Raw genomic sequence first — 16,192 nt, forward strand, 5'->3', positions numbered from 1 at the left:
GACCGGGATCGCTGCCGGAGGAGACGGCGGGCGCACGGAGTCCCGCTCGAAGCCGTGAAGGCTCCGGGCGGGACGTGCCGCGGTCAGTGGGCCGTGACCTGCGCATGCTCCGCCGGAGCCGTGTCCCCGCCCGCACCGGCCCTCCTGCGGGGGGCTCGGACCAGGGCGAGGACCACCAGGGCCGCGACGAGGCCGGCCGAACCGGCGGTCACCAGAGCCGAGTTGAGCCCCGAGGCGAACGCCGACCGCAGGACGTGCTCGGGGAACGCCTGCCGCAGGAAGGCCGCGCCGCCGCCCGCCAGGGTGTGCGCCGCGTCGTGCGGCAGGGTGTCACCCATACGCGAGGTCAGCACGGTGCCGTAGACGGCGACCATGAGCGCGTACCCCAGCTGCCGGAGGGTGTTCACCACACCGCCCGCCATGCCCGACCGCTCCGCGGGAACCGCGGCGAGCGCCGCACCGGAGATGGTGGGGGAGAGGAGTCCGGTACCCACGCCCACCAGGACCAGCCCCAGCATCAGGGACGCCCAGCCGGATCCCGCGTCGAGGAAGGCCTGCGCGAAGGATCCGGCGGCGAGCAGCAGCAGGCCCGCTCCCATGGTCCATCGCGCGGCCATCTTGTGGGACAGCGCGCCGACCGTCATCGCGACGACCATGGCCGCGGCCGGCAGCGGCAGCAGCGCGAGACCGCCGTCCACCGGGTCCATGCCCAGCAGGGTCTGCATCCAGATCGACTCGTAGGCGATCACCCCGAACGCCACACCGTCGAAGGCGAGCGCGCCGATCAGCACACCGACGAACGCCGGCTTGCTCAGCAGCCGCAGGTCCAGCAGCGGGTGCGCCACCTTGCGTTCGACGAGCACGAACGCCACCAGCGCCGCGGCGGCGAGACCGAACGCGGTCAGGGTCCCGGTGGAGGTCCAGCCGTGCTCCCCGGCCCGGACCATCGCGTACGTCATCCCTCCCGCGAACACCGCGAACGTCGCCATGCCCGCCCAGTCGATCCGCATCCCCCGCGTTCCCCGGGACTCCGGCACCACCTTCAGCGACAGCCACACCGTGACGACGCTCACCGGCACGTTCACGAAGAAGATCCACCGCCAGCCCGGGCCCTCGGTCAGCACACCGCCGAGCAGCGGTCCCACGGCCGCGGCCACACCGCTGACCGCGCCCCACACACCGAGCGCGGCGCCGCGCTCCCGCCCCTGGTAGACAGAGCCGATCAGCGGCAGGGTGGTCGCGAACATCGCCGCCGCGCCCAGCCCCTGCAGCACCCGCGCGGCCACCAGCATGCCGGGCCCGGACGAGACACCGCACAGCAGTGAGGCGAGCGCGAACAGCACCACGCCCGCCACATGCACCCGGCGGCGCCCGACGATGTCGGCGGCGGCGCCGGCACCCAGCAGCAGCGCTGCCAGCGCCAGGGCGTATCCGTCGACGACCCACTGCAGATCGCTCAACGAGGCGTCCAGTGAGTGCGCCATGTCCGGCAGCGCCACCACCACGATCGTCACGTCCAGCAACAACATGAACGTGCTCAGGCAGATCGCCGTGAGCGGCCCCCATTTACGCATGTCCTCAACTCCTTGCGCATTGATCAGGTACGGCTCCGTACGATGGCCCTCGCGCGGCCGGGCGAAGCGGAAACAGGCCGCTGACCGGTGAAACGCGACAGGAGACTCAGTGCAGACGACGAAAAGCAATGCCCCTCGAAGCGACCCGTCGGGGTCCGACGACCTCGACCTGCTGATCCTCTCGGCACTGGAGGTGAACGGGCGGGCGTCCTTCAAACGGATCGGCGCGGCGCTCGGCGTCTCCGACCAGACCGTCGCCCGTCGTTACCGCAGACTGTGCGCCGAGGCGGGGCTGCGGGTGGTCGCCGTCCGCGACCCCGAACGCCTCGGCCTGGACCAGTGGATGCTCCGACTGCGCTGCGTCCCCGACACCGCGCTGACCATCGCGGACGCGCTGGCCCAACGCCCCGACACCGGCTGGATCGCGCTCGCCTCGGGCGGCACCGAGGTGATCTGCGGGACCCTGCCGCGCAACCCCTGGGACCGCGACGACCTGCTGCTGGGCAAGTTGCCCCGCACCCCCAGCATCGTCGAGATCCGCGCCCACCAGCTCCTCTTCCGCTTCTACGGCGGTCCGAGCGGCTGGCTGCGGAAGTTCGGGGCGCTGTCCGAGGAGCAGATCGCCGCTCTGCGGCCCGAGCCGGTGCGGGAGCCGGGCCCGGCGGGTATCGCGCCCGAGGACGAACCCCTGGTCGCCGTCCTCGAACGGGACGGACGCGCCGTCCACGCCGAGTTGCAGCGCGCCACCGGCCGCTCCGAGTCGGCCGTCAAGCGTCGGCTGGCCGCACTGGTGGCCTCGGGGGCCCTGTACTTCGACGTCGAGTACGACTCCGCGGTCCTCGGCCACCCGGTCTCCGCCGTCCTCTGGGTGACGGCAGCCCCGGCCGCGCTGCGCACGGTTGGCGAGGCGCTCGCCCACCACACCGAGGTCACCCACGTCACCGCCACCGCGGGACCCTCCAACCTGATGGCCACCGTCCGCGCGAAGAGCACCGTCGGCCTGTACGACTATCTCAGCGGCCCGCTCGGGCACCTGGAAGGCGTGCAGCACGTGGAGGCGACACCGTTCCTACGGCAGGTCAAGCAGCTCACCTACCAGACGCCGCCGCGCCGGACGCCGTAGCTGAACGACAGGGCGGCCGCGGCGGGGCGGGCACCTGAGTGCCGTCCCGCCGCGGCCGCCGGACATGAGCGGGGCCGGCCCCTTGCCGGCCCGCCGACTACGAAGCCACCGGCTCGGAGGAGCGGCTCATCGTCATCAGCTGGTCGAGGAACTCCGCCGGGATCGGCGTCGGCAGGAAGCCGAGGAACTGTCGCATCGGCATGGACTCGACCATGCGCATCGCGTCCTGGCTGTCCGCGGCGGCAGCGGCCTGCTCCTCGGACAGCCCCGCCATCATGGCCTCGGTGAGCACCGGGCCGACCGTCGTGTGGCCGAACCACTCGCCGACCGTGGAGTCCAGGGTCAGGGGCGCCACCAGCAGGTCGCCCACGAGGTCCAGCGGCTGTACGGCGATTACGTCGTGGGCGTTCTCGCCGAGCTGGACCTCGTACCGTCCAGCGGCCACGGTCCAGTCGTCGCGGGTGATGTCCCAGAAGGCGAACGCACGGCGGTCGAGGTCGATCTCGACGACCTTGCTCTCGCCGGGCTCCAGCGCCACCTTGGCGAAGCCCCGCAGCTCACGGGCGGGGCTGCTGACCGGTCGCTGCGGCGCGCTGACGTAGACCTGCACCACGTGCTTGCCGAAGCGGTCGCCGGTGTTGGTGACGGTGACCGTGGCCCTGGCGCTGTCCTCGCCGGTCGCGGTGACCTGGAAGCCGCTCTGTTCGAAGGTCGTGTAGCTGAGGCCGTGGCCGAAGGGGTAGCGGATGGCGACGTCGGCGGTCTCGTAGTAGCGGTAGCCGACCATCACGCCCTCGCCGTAGCGGACGTGCCCCTGCTCACCGGGGAAGTTCAGGTAGGCGGGGGTGTCGTTGAGCCGGAACGGGATGGACTCCGCGAGGTGCCCGGAAGGGTTGACCCGGCCGGTGAGCACGTCGGCGACGGCTCCGCCGCCGGCCTGTCCGGGCAGCCAAGCCTCCACGATCGCGTCCACCTCGTCGTGCCAGCCCTCCAGGGTCACCACACCGCCGTTGAGCACCACGACGACGGTACGGCGGGCCGCCCGGGCCACGGCCCGCACCAGCTCGACCTGGTCCTCGGGGAGCCGGATGTGGTCGCGGTCGAAGCCCTCGGACTCGTCCTCCTCCCGCAGTCCGATGACCAGGACCGCGGTGTCGGCCCCCGCCGCGAGCGCGACGGCCTCCTCGCGCAGCCGCACCGCGTCCGCCTGCCCGGCGATGTCGTAGCCCCGGGCGAAGCCGACCTCTGCCTCCGGCAGCAGGGCGCTCAGCTCGGCGAGGGTGCTGTCGACATGGGTGGCGTTGACATGGGAGCTGCCACCCCCCTGGTAGCGCAGCTGCTCCGCGAACTCGCCGACGACGGCGACACGGCCGGTCGGCGCGAGCGGCAGGACGCCGTCCCGGTTCCTCAGCAGGACCAGGCACTCGCCGGCGACCTCGCGGGCGAGCCGGTGGTGGGCCTCGTGGTCCGGCTCGACCTCGCCCGCGGGCCGGACACGCCCGGTGAGGTCGCGCAGGCGTGCCAGAGCCGTGTCGACCACGGACTCCTCAATATGGCCCGACCGCACCGCCTCGGCGACCTCGGCGTCGGTGACGCCGCCGTTGCCGGGCATCTCCAGGTCCATCCCGGCCGCCAGCGCCGCGACGCGGTCGCCGACGGCGCCCCAGTCGGAGACGACCAGCCCGTCGAAGCCCCACTCCTCGCGCAGCACCTGGGTGAGCAGCCAGCGGTTCTCGGCGGCGTAGACCCCGTTGATCTTGTTGTAGGAGCACATGACGGTGGCCGGACGCGCCTGCTTCACGATGCGCTCGAAGGCCGGGAAGTAGATCTCGCGCAGGGTGCGGTCGTCGACATCGGAGCTGACCCGCATCCGGTCGGTCTCCTGGTTGTTGGCCGCGAAGTGCTTGACCGACGCGGCGATACCCCCGCTCTGGATCCCCGCCACCAGGCCCGCGCCGAGTACGCCGCTGATCAGCGGGTCCTCGGAGAGATACTCGAAGTTGCGGCCGCACAGCGGGGAGCGCTTGATGTTGATCGCGGGGCCGAGGAGCACATCCACATCGAGCGCGCGGGCCTCGACGGCCAGCGCCTCGCCGACCCGGCGGACGAGGTCAGGGTCCCAGCTGGAGCCGAGGGCGGCACCGGGCGGGAAACAGGTGGCGGGCTCGCTGCGGTGGACTCCGAGGTGGTCGGTCTCGCCCTTCTGGCGCCGAACGCCGTGCGGACCGTCGCTGAGCACCAGCGCGGGGAATCCGGCCTCCTCGTCGGGCTTGCTGGACCACATGTTCAGCCCGGAGAGCAGCGCGGTCTTCCGGTCCAGATCGAGCTCGGTGGGGTTCTGGGACATGGTGCGAGTTCCTCGGAATGGTCGGTGGCGGACGGGCGCCCGTCGGCGATCGGTGAGCGGAACGGCTCGTGAGAGCGCTTTCAGGTGGATCGTAGTACAAAACCGAACACGACTCGGTTTTGGTGCGTGCCAGGGGGCGCGTCTTCGGGGGTGGCTGTGAGGGGTGCCTGCGGTGGACTTGTGCGGGGATCGCGGTCGCGGAGGCCCGGTGAAGGGTGTCTCCGGATCAGCGGACCCCCCCGGATGGGTCGCACGGTCAGCCCGCCGGCCACCGCGACCCCTGCCGCGCTCAGGAAGAGAAGCGGGTAGTTGTCCCCGCCGCCCACGGCGAGGATGAACGGCGCGAGCAGCGGGGCGACCGACTGCGGCAGGGCGGCGGCGATGGCGAAGACACTCATGTACTTCGCGCCCTCCGTCTCCCGGTTGGGGATGACGTCGGTGATGAGGGCGATGTCCACGGCGCCGAACATGCCCGCTCCCAGCAGGATGATCTGCGAGCCGACGAACACCTGTGCGAACGAAGAGGCGAAGGCGATCACGACGAAACCGACGGCGAACGCGGTCGCGGCGAGGTAGATGAACCGTTTCCTGCGCCGCAGACGGTCCGAGAGGATGCCGCTCACCACGGCGCCCGCGGAGGTCATCAGCAGGCCGAAGCCGCCGGTGATCGCCAGCAGCCCCGTCACCTTGCTCAGCTCGTAGTGCAGATGGTCGGTGAGGAAGTAGAGCTGGTACGTCGACAGGAACATGAGGCTGAGCTGGATCAGGAACCGGCCGCCCCAGGTCCAGCCCAGGTCGGGGTGGCGCCGGGGGTTGAAGGTGAGGTCGCGGAACATGGCCATCAGCCCCTGCCGTTCCCGGTCCGCGCGCCGGACCTGCGGATCGGGCAGGAAGAGGACCACGGGCAGCAGGGCCAGGCAGGCGATGACCGCGGGGACCAGGAAGAGCAGCAGCCCGGAATGCCGCAGCGGTGTGGCCAGTTGGAAGCCGGCGACCCCGGCGATCTGGGCGGTGAAGCCGAGAAGGCCGGAGACCTTGCCGCGCTGCTGCTCGGGCACCTGGTCGGGGAGCATCGCCACCAGCGGAGTCATGAGCGCGCTGAGCCCGATCTGGCCGACGACGAAGCCGGCCAGCAGGACGGGCACCGACGCGCCCGCGCCGGTGACGGCCGCTCCGGCGAGCAGGACCGGCATCCCGGCGAGCATCCAGGGCTTGCGGCGCCCCAGCCGGGACGCGGTGTTGTCGCTGAGCACCCCGAAGACCAGCCCGGACACCATGCCGACCAGGGTTCCCACGCCCACCACCAGCCCCAGGCTGCCGGTCTTGCCGTCCGGGTCGATGGTCTCCAGTCGCATCGCCAGCGACACCAGCAGTGGGGTCATCACGGCGACGTAGACGCCCAGATAGGCGATCACGTACAGGGTGACGAACCGGCGGCTGACCGGCGGGAGTCCGTCCTGAGGACCCTTCAGGCCGTCCTCGATGGCGGGAGGCCCGGCGGCGTGCTGTGTCATCTTGGCCTCCGGCCGTACGGACACGTGAGGGTACACGTGTGGGGGAAGGGGGCGAAACGGGCACCGGATGCCGGGGTGCCCGTACCGGGTTACTGGTGGGTTCCGCCGTCGATGCGGATCTCGGTGCCGGTGAGGAAGGCGCCGTCGTCGGAGACGACCATGGCGACGACCCCGGCGACGGCGTCGGGGGAGCCGAAACCCTCACCGATGGCGGGGGTGAGCTTGGCGAGGAGGTTCCAGTCGGTGTCTTCGGGCATGAGAGAGAAGATGTTCTCCGTGATGCCGGAGGAGATGCTGCCGGGGTTGACGTTGACCGCGCGCAGCCCCTGCTTGCCGTATTCCTGGGCAATGCTGTGGGTGAAGGAGAGGATGCCGCCCTTGCTCGCGGAGTAGGCGGCCATCATCGGGTGGGCGAACTGGGCGGAGGTGGAGCTGAAGTTGACCACCACGCCCTTGCCGGTCTCCAGCAGGGCGGGCAGGGCGGCGCGGGTGACCAGGAAGGTGCCGGTGAGGTTCACCCCGATGACCTGGTTCCACAGGTCGAGGGAACAGGTGTGGGTGTGGGCCCCGCGCAGCATGCCGGCCACGTTGACCAGGGCGTCGAGCCCGCCCAGCGCGGTGATGGCCTCGGCCACGACCGTCCCCACGGCCGTCTCGTCGGACACGTCGAGTACGGCGGTGCTCAGCCGCTCCGCGGCGCCGGCCTCGTCCGCGAGCTTCGCGGTCTCCGCGAGGCCGTCCGCGGCGATGTCGGTCCCGGTGACCCGGGCGCCCTCGGCCAGGAGCCGGAGTGTGGTGGCGCGGCCGATGCCCGAGGCGGCGCCCGTGACGAGGATGCGGCGGTCGGTCAGTCGTTGCATGGGTGTCCCTTGTGTTCTCGCGGCGAGAGGTTGGCCCGCGCCGCTTCGTCGGGGAAGCGGGTGCGCCGTCCCGTCGACCGGGGCCGGGCGGGAAGGCAGGCGCAAGGCCAGGATGGCGTCGGGGTCGGGATGCTCCGCTGGGCCCGGCGGCCCCTTGCGGGATGCCGGGCCCAGCGGACCGGTGCGAACCGGAAGTTCACACGCCAGAAACCTAGCCGTGTTCGGTTTTCGTGGCTAGGGTTTGGGCCGGAAAGTTTTCGGAGTCACTTCTCGTGGATCGATTCAGGGTGAGCGCGGCATGCCCGCGGCTGTCCTGGACGACGACGCCGCCCGTACGCGAGACCGAGTACCGACTCGCGGAACCGGTCACCGCCGGAAAGGCCGTCTCTGAGGTCGCACCGGGGAGGACCCGAACCGTGGAGCCGGAGCCGCTCGAGACGAGCACCGCCTGCCAGACCGTCGCCAAACGCCTTCGACCAGCACGGCCCGGGCACTCAGGGGCCCGTCAGCTGCACGAACTCCTCGGCATGCCGGTCGGCGAAGCGACCGCCCACCTCACCCTCAGCCGCTCACCGGTGGTGTCCCGCCAGGTGGTGTAATGGATCGAGGCGCCGGAATCCGCAGGTCGGAGCCGGTGGCCCCGCCGGCTCGGGCGCCCACCCGGCTTCATCGGGACGCTTCGCGGACAGCTGCCTCGACGGCACACGCCACGAGCCTCGAACCGGAACGCGGAGCGCGTGATCCCCTGCACCATGTCGCGGGGCACGACCACCTCACCCTCCCAGGTTTCCCACCCAGCCCGAACGAGGCCGCTACCGGAAACGGACTTGACGCCACGCGGCTCAGAGCACGTCGAGGAGGGCCGGCTCGCCGAGCGTGCGCGACTCCGTCAGCAGGGGCTGTTCCGTCCAGATCGACTTGCCGTCAGAGCTGTAGCGCGTTCCCCAGCGCTGGCAGAGCGCCGAGACCAGCTGAAGGCCGCGGCCGCCCTCGTCGGTGTCGGCGGCATGCCGGATGCGGGGAGTGGTGAGGCTCCCGTCCGAAACCTCGCAGATCAGCGTCCGGCTGCGCAGCAGTCGCAGGCGTATGGGGCCACGCGCATGCCGGATGACGTTGCCGACGAGTTCGCTGACGACGATCTCCGTGGTCATGACGAGATCGTCGAGAAGCCATTCGGCCAGTTGCCGTCGGACGTGGGCGCGTGCCTCGCCCGCTGCCACAGGGTCTTCGGGCAGTGTCCACGACGCGATGTCCCGGTCCGCGAGAACACGGGTCCGGGCCACGAGGACGGCCGCGTCGTCGTCGGCACGGCCGTGAGAGGGAATGAGAGTGGAGGTCAGGGAGTCGCACAGCCGAAGCAGCCGTTCAGCCTCGGCCTCATCATTCGCCTGGTCGGTCTGCTTCGTCTGTTCCGCCCGCTCCGGTCGCACCGGTTCGAGCCCGCCGTTCGGGCGAGGGGCAGACGCTGTGGAGAGATGCCGGCCGATCGCCTCGGCAAGCAGGTCCATGCCGGTGTCGATGTCGCGGAGGGAGGATTCGATGAGGCCGTCGGTGTAGGCCACGATCAAGCTGCCCTCGGACAGCCGGAACTCGGCGGTCTCGAACGGCGGTGTGCCCGCTCCCAGCGGGGGGTTGGCGGGAAGGTCCGGGAAGGAGATCGTCCCGGTGGGGTCGACGACGGCCGGCGGCGGGTGCCCGGCGCTGGCCATCGTGCAGATCCCCTCGGCGGGGTCGTACACGGCGTACAGGCAGGTGGCGTAGAAGTCGTCGCCGAAGCCACTGACCAGGTCGTTGAGGGTGGCCAGCAGTTCGTCCGGCGGCAGTTCGAGCCCGGCGAGGGTGTGCACGGCCGTACGCAGCCGTCCCATCGTCGCCGCCTCGGACACTCCGTGGCCCATCACGTCGCCGATGACGAGGGCCACCCGGTCGGACGACAGCGGAATCAGGTCGTACCAGTCGCCTCCGACCTGTATGCCCTCGTCGGCGGCCGGCAGGTAGCGGGCCGCGGCCGTGAGCGCGGGCACCGACGGCAGCGTACGGGGCAGCAGACCGCGTTGCAGTGCCTGGGCGCGGGCGTGCTCGGCGTCGTACAGGCGGGCCCGTTCCAGGGCCTGGGCGATGAGGCCGCCGAGTGCGCCCAGCAGGGTGCGCTCCTCCTTGCCGAAGGCGCGGGGCGTGTCGAAGGAGAGGACGCAACAGCCGATGGCATGTCCGGAGACGATGAGCGGGAGTACCGCCCCGGCGCTCATCTGCGCCAGGCCGGGCAGATCGGCTGTCCGCGGGTGGGCGTCGGCATACTCGGACACCGAGGTGAAGTACTGGGGGACACCCGTGCGCAGCACCTCCCGGCTGGCCGAGCCGCCGGTGGTCATGACCTCGACGAGACGGGAGCGGAACGCCTCCGGGAAGCCGAACGCACCGACCAGGTGCAGTTGATCTCCCTCGACGGACATCATCAGCAGACCTGTGGCGCCGAAGGGCGGCAGAACCCGTTCCGCCACGGCGGAGACGACCTCGTCCACGGTGATCGCCCTGGAGAGGGCTCGGGTCAGTTCCTCGACGCGGGCCGCCCGCTCTGCTGTCGCACGCTGCTCGGCGGCGCGCTCGGTATCCCGTTGCCGTCTTTCGGTGACATCGGTGAAGTAGAGGGTCTGGCCGTCGGGGACCGGTACCAGACGTACGTGGTACCAGCACCCGTCGCCCGGCCATCGGACCTCGAAGCCGACCGGTGCCCGCCGTGCCGCGGCGCTCCGGCAGCGTTGCTCGATGTTGGACCCGCGGGCCTCGTCGATGTCCCACAGCACCTGCCCGACGATGCGATGGGAGGAGCCGAGCAACTGTTCCGCCCTGACGTTGACGAACGAGATCCGCCACTCGGCATCGACCGCGAGGAAGCCGTCGCTCATGTGTCGCAGGGCGCGTCCGGCCGCGTCCATGGCCAGGCGGGTCTCGGTGATGTCCCACAGCGTGCCCATCATGCGGGCGGGTTCTCCGTCCTCGCCGACCACGACCCGGCCTCTGGCCTCCACCCAGCCGGTCGTGCCGTCCGGGCGGCACACCCGGTACTCGGAGCCGTATTCGCCCCGGTCGTGGACGGCCTGATCGGTTCCCGCCAGTACCCACGGCAGGTCCTCTGGGTGGACCAGGGCCACCCAGCTTTCGACCCGCCCGTCGAAGGAGCCCGGCTCGATTCCCAGCACCCGCAGCATGACCTCGTCCCAGACGACCTCGCCCGTGCGGATGTCCCAGTCCCAGGTGCCGACGCGCACCGCGTTGAACGCCGCCTGGTGGAGGCCGGGGGCGGTGGGCGACTCGCCCTGCCACCAGATGGGGCGCGCCTCCTGCTCTGCGGCCGGGGGGCGCCGCAGCACCTCGGAGAGCCACCGGGTGAGGGCTGTCAGGAAGGCGCAGTGGGCGGGGGGTGGAGGGCCGGGCAGTACGGTCACGACCGAGAGCACACCGAGCGGCAGGTCGGGGCCGGGCAGCGGGACGGCCACCACTCCCGTCCCGGCCGGGGGCACGTAGCCGCTCGGAACCTCGTCGGCCGGCTGCCACACCGCGGTATCACGCTGCGCGGCGACAGCCGGGGCGAGTGCCTCGTCCCAGGCGATGTCATCCCACAGCCGGGAGATGGCGGGGGGCAGTCCGGCAGCTGTCGTCAGCCGCAGCCGACGGCTGCCTCCGGGGCCGCGCAGGTGTACGAGCCCGCCGAGCCCGCCGAGATAGGCTATAGCCTGGTGCAGGGCCAGCCGTAGAACGTCCGCCTCGCTCTGGGCCTCTTCCAGAGAGGCGAGCATGCGTAGCCGACCGGTCCCGGACGGTTCCATGGTGTCCTCGGGGCCTCGCGGAAAACCAAGCTCGTGCATGCATCCGTCCCCGCGTCTTCAGGGATACCAGCCCATACGAATCACTATACGATCTCAGTGTTTGCGGTGAGTGACCACTTGCGGAATAAGGGGGCGGATACGGGCGGGTGTCACTGCCCCCGCGGGTGGACGCGCGCCTCATCGCACGCGAAACAACGGGCCCTCCCGGACGGGTGGATCTGGACGGCGTCACAACGGAATGTGTCCTTCCCGCAGGTGACGCAGACCACCTTGTTCCACTGTGCATCGGAGTCCTCGTCGCTGCTCCCCGGCTCGTCGCGCCAGCCCGCACCCGGGCTCGTCGCGAGCACGGTCGACCGGAACCAACCGGTCCGGCGCAGCGCCCAAGCCAGGGGCGGGGGCAGGAACCAGGCGAGAAGCAGCGCCACGAGGGTGGCGTACGAGCCGGGGACGTGAACGGTCACCAGGGCGATGCCCACGGCACTCACCGCCACCATGGCGATGACCTCGGGCCAGCCCACGGGGATCCGGTGGGCACGGCGATGCTCCGTCCAAGTGGTTCCCAGGCGCTCGCGGCCGCCCCGGCGCGCGAAGAAGTCGGTGAGCAGCAGGCTCAGCCAGGCGGTGAGCGGAACTCCCATCAGCCCGGCGACGTAGCCCAGGTTGCCGATCACGTCGAAGAGCGAGACGAGGAAGGCCCCGAGCCCCGTGAGCAGCAGGAACGCGCGCCGCCCCCAAGGCAGTCGCAGCAGCCGCGCCGAGAAGTCGGTGAGGGCCACCGAGGAGCCGTAGTAGTTGACGAACTGGACCTTCAGCTGGGTGACGATCACCCAGAGCAGGCCGGTGACGCCCATGAGCTCGACGCTGTACTTCCCAGGGTTCACCGAACCTGTGCGAGCGGTGATCAGCGCTCCGACGACGACCTCCAGCACCCACAGCGCCATCATCAGCGCGGCTCCGGCGGGCGCCGCCCATCGGCGGTCACGGCGCCTGACGAACCGGCCGTAGTCGCCGAGCGCCAGGCTGAGGACGGGCACGATCGACAGGGGGATCGCGGACGCCTGGGCCAGCCCGGGAAGGGTGACCCCGGTCGGCACCGTGCCGGCGACGGGTTCGCCGAGGGACTTCACCAGCAGGTACGCGACGCCGATGAAGAACAGCGGAACCGTCGCCCACTGCAGCCAGGCGATCTGCGACACGCCGTACCAGGTGAGCGGGACCACCACCAGTGCGCTGACGACGTACAGCACCCAGAGTGGCGGCGCGGACCACCGGGCGTGCACGGCGGTGGCGATGAAGGAGCACTCGAAGGCCGCGTAGGCGATCCACGTGAGCGCGTAGGCGAGCAGGCTGACGGCGGAGCCGAAAAAGCCGAACCCGGCACCTCGCGACATGGCGTCGACGCCCATGCTCGTCCCCGAACCGTGCCAGGCGACGACGGAGCAGGAGACGGTGCCCACGACGAAACCGAAGACCGCCGCGATGACGGTGGTGGCGATGCCGTACGAGGTCGCCATCGAGCCGCCGAGGGCGAAGACGAAGACGGACGTCACCGCCCCCGTCGCCAGCACGGGGAAGTCACGTCCCGGGCGCTCGGCGGCGAAGGGCACCTTGCTCACCGCGTAGTCGTCACCGGCGTCGGGACGCCTGTGGTGGTCACGGGTACGGGGGCGACGAATCCTCATGGTCAGGTGAATCACCTCAACACCGGCCATGGTCACACCGCGACGGGCGAACGCGAGCACGGCAGCCGTCCCTGGACGGCCCTCACCGACATCCGGTGGACGGCCGCCGCACCGCTCGACAGACGGCCCGCTTGCCGCAACCGGCCCGCGGCCGGTACCACGGGGGGCGTCGGCTCACCCGCGTCGGCGGTGTCGGCCCGCCGTGGTGTCGTCGAAACTCACACGTCGCGGGAGTGGTCCCGGGTACCCCTCGCGGAGGCGGGCCTTCATGGCGTCTTCCGTGAGGGCGGCTGCCACCGGACCAGGGGCCGGGGGTGGCGCCCAGGCTGCCGGAACGCCCGGAGGAGGCTCCGGTACCGGCGCATCGGCGGTCGGGACCGGGACGGGCGGTGTCGCCCGGTGCCCGGCATGGCGCCGCCCCGCGGGGGACGACCCGCCGCGTCGGCCCGTGGTCGGCCCCGGCGGTCCCTCGGCCGAGCCCAAGGACCGGTTGAAGGTGTCGGCGACCCAGGTGTTGGCAAGGTTCAGGGCGCCCGGCAGACCTGGCCCCACGGGGGCGAGCAGCATCACGAGCGCCCCGGCCGCCACACCCCACGTCCCCGGCATCAGTAGTACGAACCCGAGCCCCCCGACGGCGCATCCCCACAGGGTCCGCCGGCTCGAACTCCGCCGCAGCCCGACCGCGGCGACCACGCAGACCCCCACGAACGCACCGGCGTTCAGCGCCAGGTTGAACCGGAGGTCCGGGGAAAGAGCCCGAAGCGGGCCGACGGCCGTCGCGCCCGCCCCACCGTCCAGGACGCGCCAGGTGAGCAGATTGACGGCTGCGGCCAGCGCGCCCAGCAGACCCGCCGCGAGAGCTCGCCGTAACAGTGCTCCGCTCGCCACCCGCCGCATCTCCGGGCGGGCCGCACGGTCCGCCCACTGAAGGGCCGGTACGGATTCCGGAAGCCGCCGAACGGCGATCGCGAGGCCCAGGGCGCCCAGCGCGGAACCGACCAGAAACACGGCCCGCCAGCCGTACCCGGGCAGCACGACAGGAGCGAGCATCATGGCGCCGACCCCGCCGACGGGCATCGCCGCCATGGACAGTCCGGTGGCTCGCCTGGCCCGCCCCGGCGGCATGGACTGTCGGCACGCGGTGAGCACGCAGGGCATGACGGCGCCCAGCCCCAGCCCCGCCAGTCCGCGGAACGCGGCAAGCTGCAGTGGGCCTTCGGCCAGCGCACAGGCCGCGGTCCACACGCCGGACCAGCAGACCTGGACGAGAACCACCGGGCGCAGGCCGAACCGGTCGACCAGCGCTCCGGAGAGCATCCCGCCGGACAGCACGCCGACATAGACGGTGCTGCCGACGGCGCCGGCGGTCGCCGCGTCGAGGTGCCATCCCGGCTCGTCGAGCAACGGGTCCAGCAAGGTGCTGTAGACGATCAGGTCATAGCTCTGCACCAGGACCAGGAGGGCACACAGCAGTGACACGCCGCGTCCGATGGCCATGCCCTGTCTGTCAGCGTGTGTCATGTGCCGCCTCCCCGCTCTGCCCGGCATGGGACATGTGGCTGCCGCATGGTGACCGCATTCTCGAACATGCCGTCCCGGGTGACACCGGTCACGGTGACGGTGTGCGCCAGGGACAGCACTCAGTACGGACACGGCGCCCGGTGCGTTCAACAACTGTTACCGACGGACGGAAGACGATCGCCCCGGCGCGGCCGGTGGGTAGGCAGGGAGGAAGCACTCCTGGCCCGGGGAGGCCGACGTCAGGCAGGGCCCCGACCGGCGCCTGCGACGGGGACGTCGGACCTGATCAGCCCGCGCCTGCGGAGGCCGTCCCACAGACCGTCCGGAACGGGCCGATGGTGCAGTCCCGTGTTTCGTGCCACCTGTTCCCGGTTTCGCATACCCAGGGTGACGTTGACGACGCTGGGGTGGGTGTGCGGGAAGGCGATGGCGGCTGCGGGAAGGGTGGTGCCGTACTGCTCGCAGACCGCGGCGATGGCGAGGGCTCGGTCGACCAGGCTCCGCGGGGCGTCCTGGTAGTCGAACTTCATGCCCTCGGCGGGGCGGTCCCGGGCGAGGAGTCCGGAGTTGAAGACGCCGACCGCGACGACGCTCTTGCCGTGTTCGTGTGCGGCGGGCAGGACGTCGTCGAGGGCGGACTGGTCGAGGAGGGTGTAGCGGCCGGCGAGCATGACGACGTCGGCTGCGGTCTCGCGCAGGAAGCGCGCGAGCATGGCCGACTGGTTCATGCCGACACCGATGGCGTTGATCACGCCCTGTCCGCGCAGGTCTGCGAGCGTGGGCATGGCTTCCTCGGCGGCCTGCCGCCAGTGGTCGTCGGGGTCGTGGAGGTAGACGATGTCGAGGCGGTCGAGGCCGGTGCGCCGGAGGGTGGCCTCGATGGAGCGCAGGACGCCGTCGCGGCTGAAGTCCCATTGCCGGCGCAGGTCGTCGCGGACGACGAAACCCTCGCTGTCGACGCCTCGGGGATTCTCGTTGGGTACCAGCAGACGGCCGACCTTGGACGAGATGACGTAGGCGCCCCGGGGGCGGTGGCGCAGGGCCTGGCCCAGGCGGTGTTCGGAGAGGCCGAGGCCGTAGTGGGGCGCGGTGTCGAAGTAGCGGATGCCGGCCTCCCAGGCCGCGTCCACGGCGGCGGCCGCGTCTTCGTCGGGGGTGACGCGGTAGAGGTTGCCGATGGCGGAGGCGCCGAAGCCGAGTTCGCTGACCGCGAGGCCGGTGTCGGCGATGTGTCTGAGGAGCAGAGCGTGCTCCCGGAAGTGCGTCAAGTTGTGCTGCCCATCGTTGTCCGACGGCACGAGGACCGCCGGTGGAGACCGCTACGTTTCGAGTGCGCTCGGGGTGACCTTCATCGGCCGAGCCATCCGCCGTCGACGGGCAGGATGGTGCCGTGGACGTAGGCGGCGGCGTCGGAGGCGAGGAAGACGGTGGCGCCGGCGAGGTCGTCGGCGCTGCCCCAGCGGCCGGCCGGGATCCGGTCCAGGATCGCCCCGCTGCGAGCCGGGTCGGCGCGCAGGGCCTGGGTGTTGTCGGTGGCGATGTAGCCCGGCGCGATCGCGTTGACGTTGACGCCGTGCGGGGCCCACTCGTTGGCCAGTGCCTTGGTCAGCCCGGCGATGCCGTGCTTGGCGGCGGTGTAGCCGGGCACGGTGATCCCGCCCTGGTAGCTGAGCAGCGAGGCGGTGAAGACGACCTTGCCCCGGCCCCGGGCCACCATCGCCGCCCCGACCGCCCGGGTCAG

11 protein-coding genes are annotated in these 16,192 nt (G+C 71.4%); 2 read left to right on the plus strand and 9 right to left on the minus strand.

The genetic code is table 11. The annotated features are described in order from the left end of the window. Positions 1-83: 83 nt before the first annotated feature. Entirely contained in the window at positions 84-1,574 is a 1,491-nt protein-coding gene (locus ABZ880_RS52130) for an MFS transporter (RefSeq protein WP_361278514.1), read from the minus strand. A 109-nt stretch (positions 1,575-1,683) separates the two neighbouring features. Here ABZ880_RS52130 and ABZ880_RS52135 point away from each other — a divergent pair, with 109 nt between their 5' ends. Then, positions 1,684-2,697, plus strand: coding sequence for an AsnC family transcriptional regulator (locus tag ABZ880_RS52135; protein ID WP_361278516.1), 1,014 nt, complete (start codon positions 1,684-1,686; stop codon positions 2,695-2,697). A 97-nt stretch (positions 2,698-2,794) separates the two neighbouring features. Here the strand turns inward: ABZ880_RS52135 and ABZ880_RS52140 are convergent, their stop codons facing one another. From ABZ880_RS52140 to ABZ880_RS52150, 3 genes are all read right to left on the minus strand, one after another. After that, positions 2,795-5,044, minus strand: a complete 2,250-nt coding sequence (locus tag ABZ880_RS52140; RefSeq protein ID WP_361278519.1) for a glycoside hydrolase family 3 C-terminal domain-containing protein — start codon at positions 5,042-5,044, stop codon at positions 2,795-2,797. Positions 5,045-5,124: 80 nt separating this feature from the next. Further along, a complete protein-coding gene (locus tag ABZ880_RS52145) occupies positions 5,125-6,558 on the minus strand; it encodes an MFS transporter (RefSeq protein WP_361278521.1) in 1,434 nt (477 codons plus the stop codon). 89 nt (positions 6,559-6,647) lie between these two features. Further along, a complete protein-coding gene (locus ABZ880_RS52150; protein WP_361278524.1) occupies positions 6,648-7,418 on the minus strand; it encodes an SDR family oxidoreductase in 771 nt (256 codons plus the stop codon). A 272-nt stretch (positions 7,419-7,690) separates the two neighbouring features. On the opposite strand from ABZ880_RS52150, the gene ABZ880_RS52155 reads away from it, so the two are divergent. After that, entirely contained in the window at positions 7,691-8,017 is a 327-nt protein-coding gene (locus ABZ880_RS52155) for a hypothetical protein (RefSeq protein ID WP_361278526.1), read from the plus strand. Positions 8,018-8,260: 243 nt separating this feature from the next. Here the strand turns inward: ABZ880_RS52155 and ABZ880_RS52160 are convergent, their stop codons facing one another. The 5 genes from ABZ880_RS52160 to ABZ880_RS52180 all read right to left on the minus strand — a co-directional run. Further along, entirely contained in the window at positions 8,261-11,245 is a 2,985-nt protein-coding gene (locus tag ABZ880_RS52160; protein ID WP_361278528.1) for a SpoIIE family protein phosphatase, read from the minus strand. A 149-nt stretch (positions 11,246-11,394) separates the two neighbouring features. After that, on the minus strand, positions 11,395-12,930 hold the full coding sequence (locus ABZ880_RS52165) for a hypothetical protein (RefSeq protein WP_361278531.1): 1,536 nt from the start codon (positions 12,928-12,930) through the stop codon (positions 11,395-11,397). Positions 12,931-13,104: 174 nt separating this feature from the next. Continuing rightward, on the minus strand, positions 13,105-14,451 hold the full coding sequence (locus tag ABZ880_RS52170) for an MFS transporter (RefSeq protein ID WP_361278533.1): 1,347 nt from the start codon (positions 14,449-14,451) through the stop codon (positions 13,105-13,107). 239 nt (positions 14,452-14,690) lie between these two features. Then, positions 14,691-15,719: an aldo/keto reductase gene (locus ABZ880_RS52175; RefSeq protein ID WP_361278535.1), complete on the minus strand. Its 1,029-nt coding sequence runs from the start codon at positions 15,717-15,719 to the stop codon at positions 14,691-14,693. Between the two features lie 80 nt (positions 15,720-15,799). Next, positions 15,800-16,192 (minus strand): SDR family oxidoreductase (locus tag ABZ880_RS52180; RefSeq protein ID WP_361278537.1); only part of this gene is annotated, 393 nt, incomplete at its 5' end.

It is taken from the genome of Streptomyces sp. NPDC047043, from assembly GCF_040644055.1.
GTDB lineage: Bacteria > Actinomycetota > Actinomycetes > Streptomycetales > Streptomycetaceae > Streptomyces.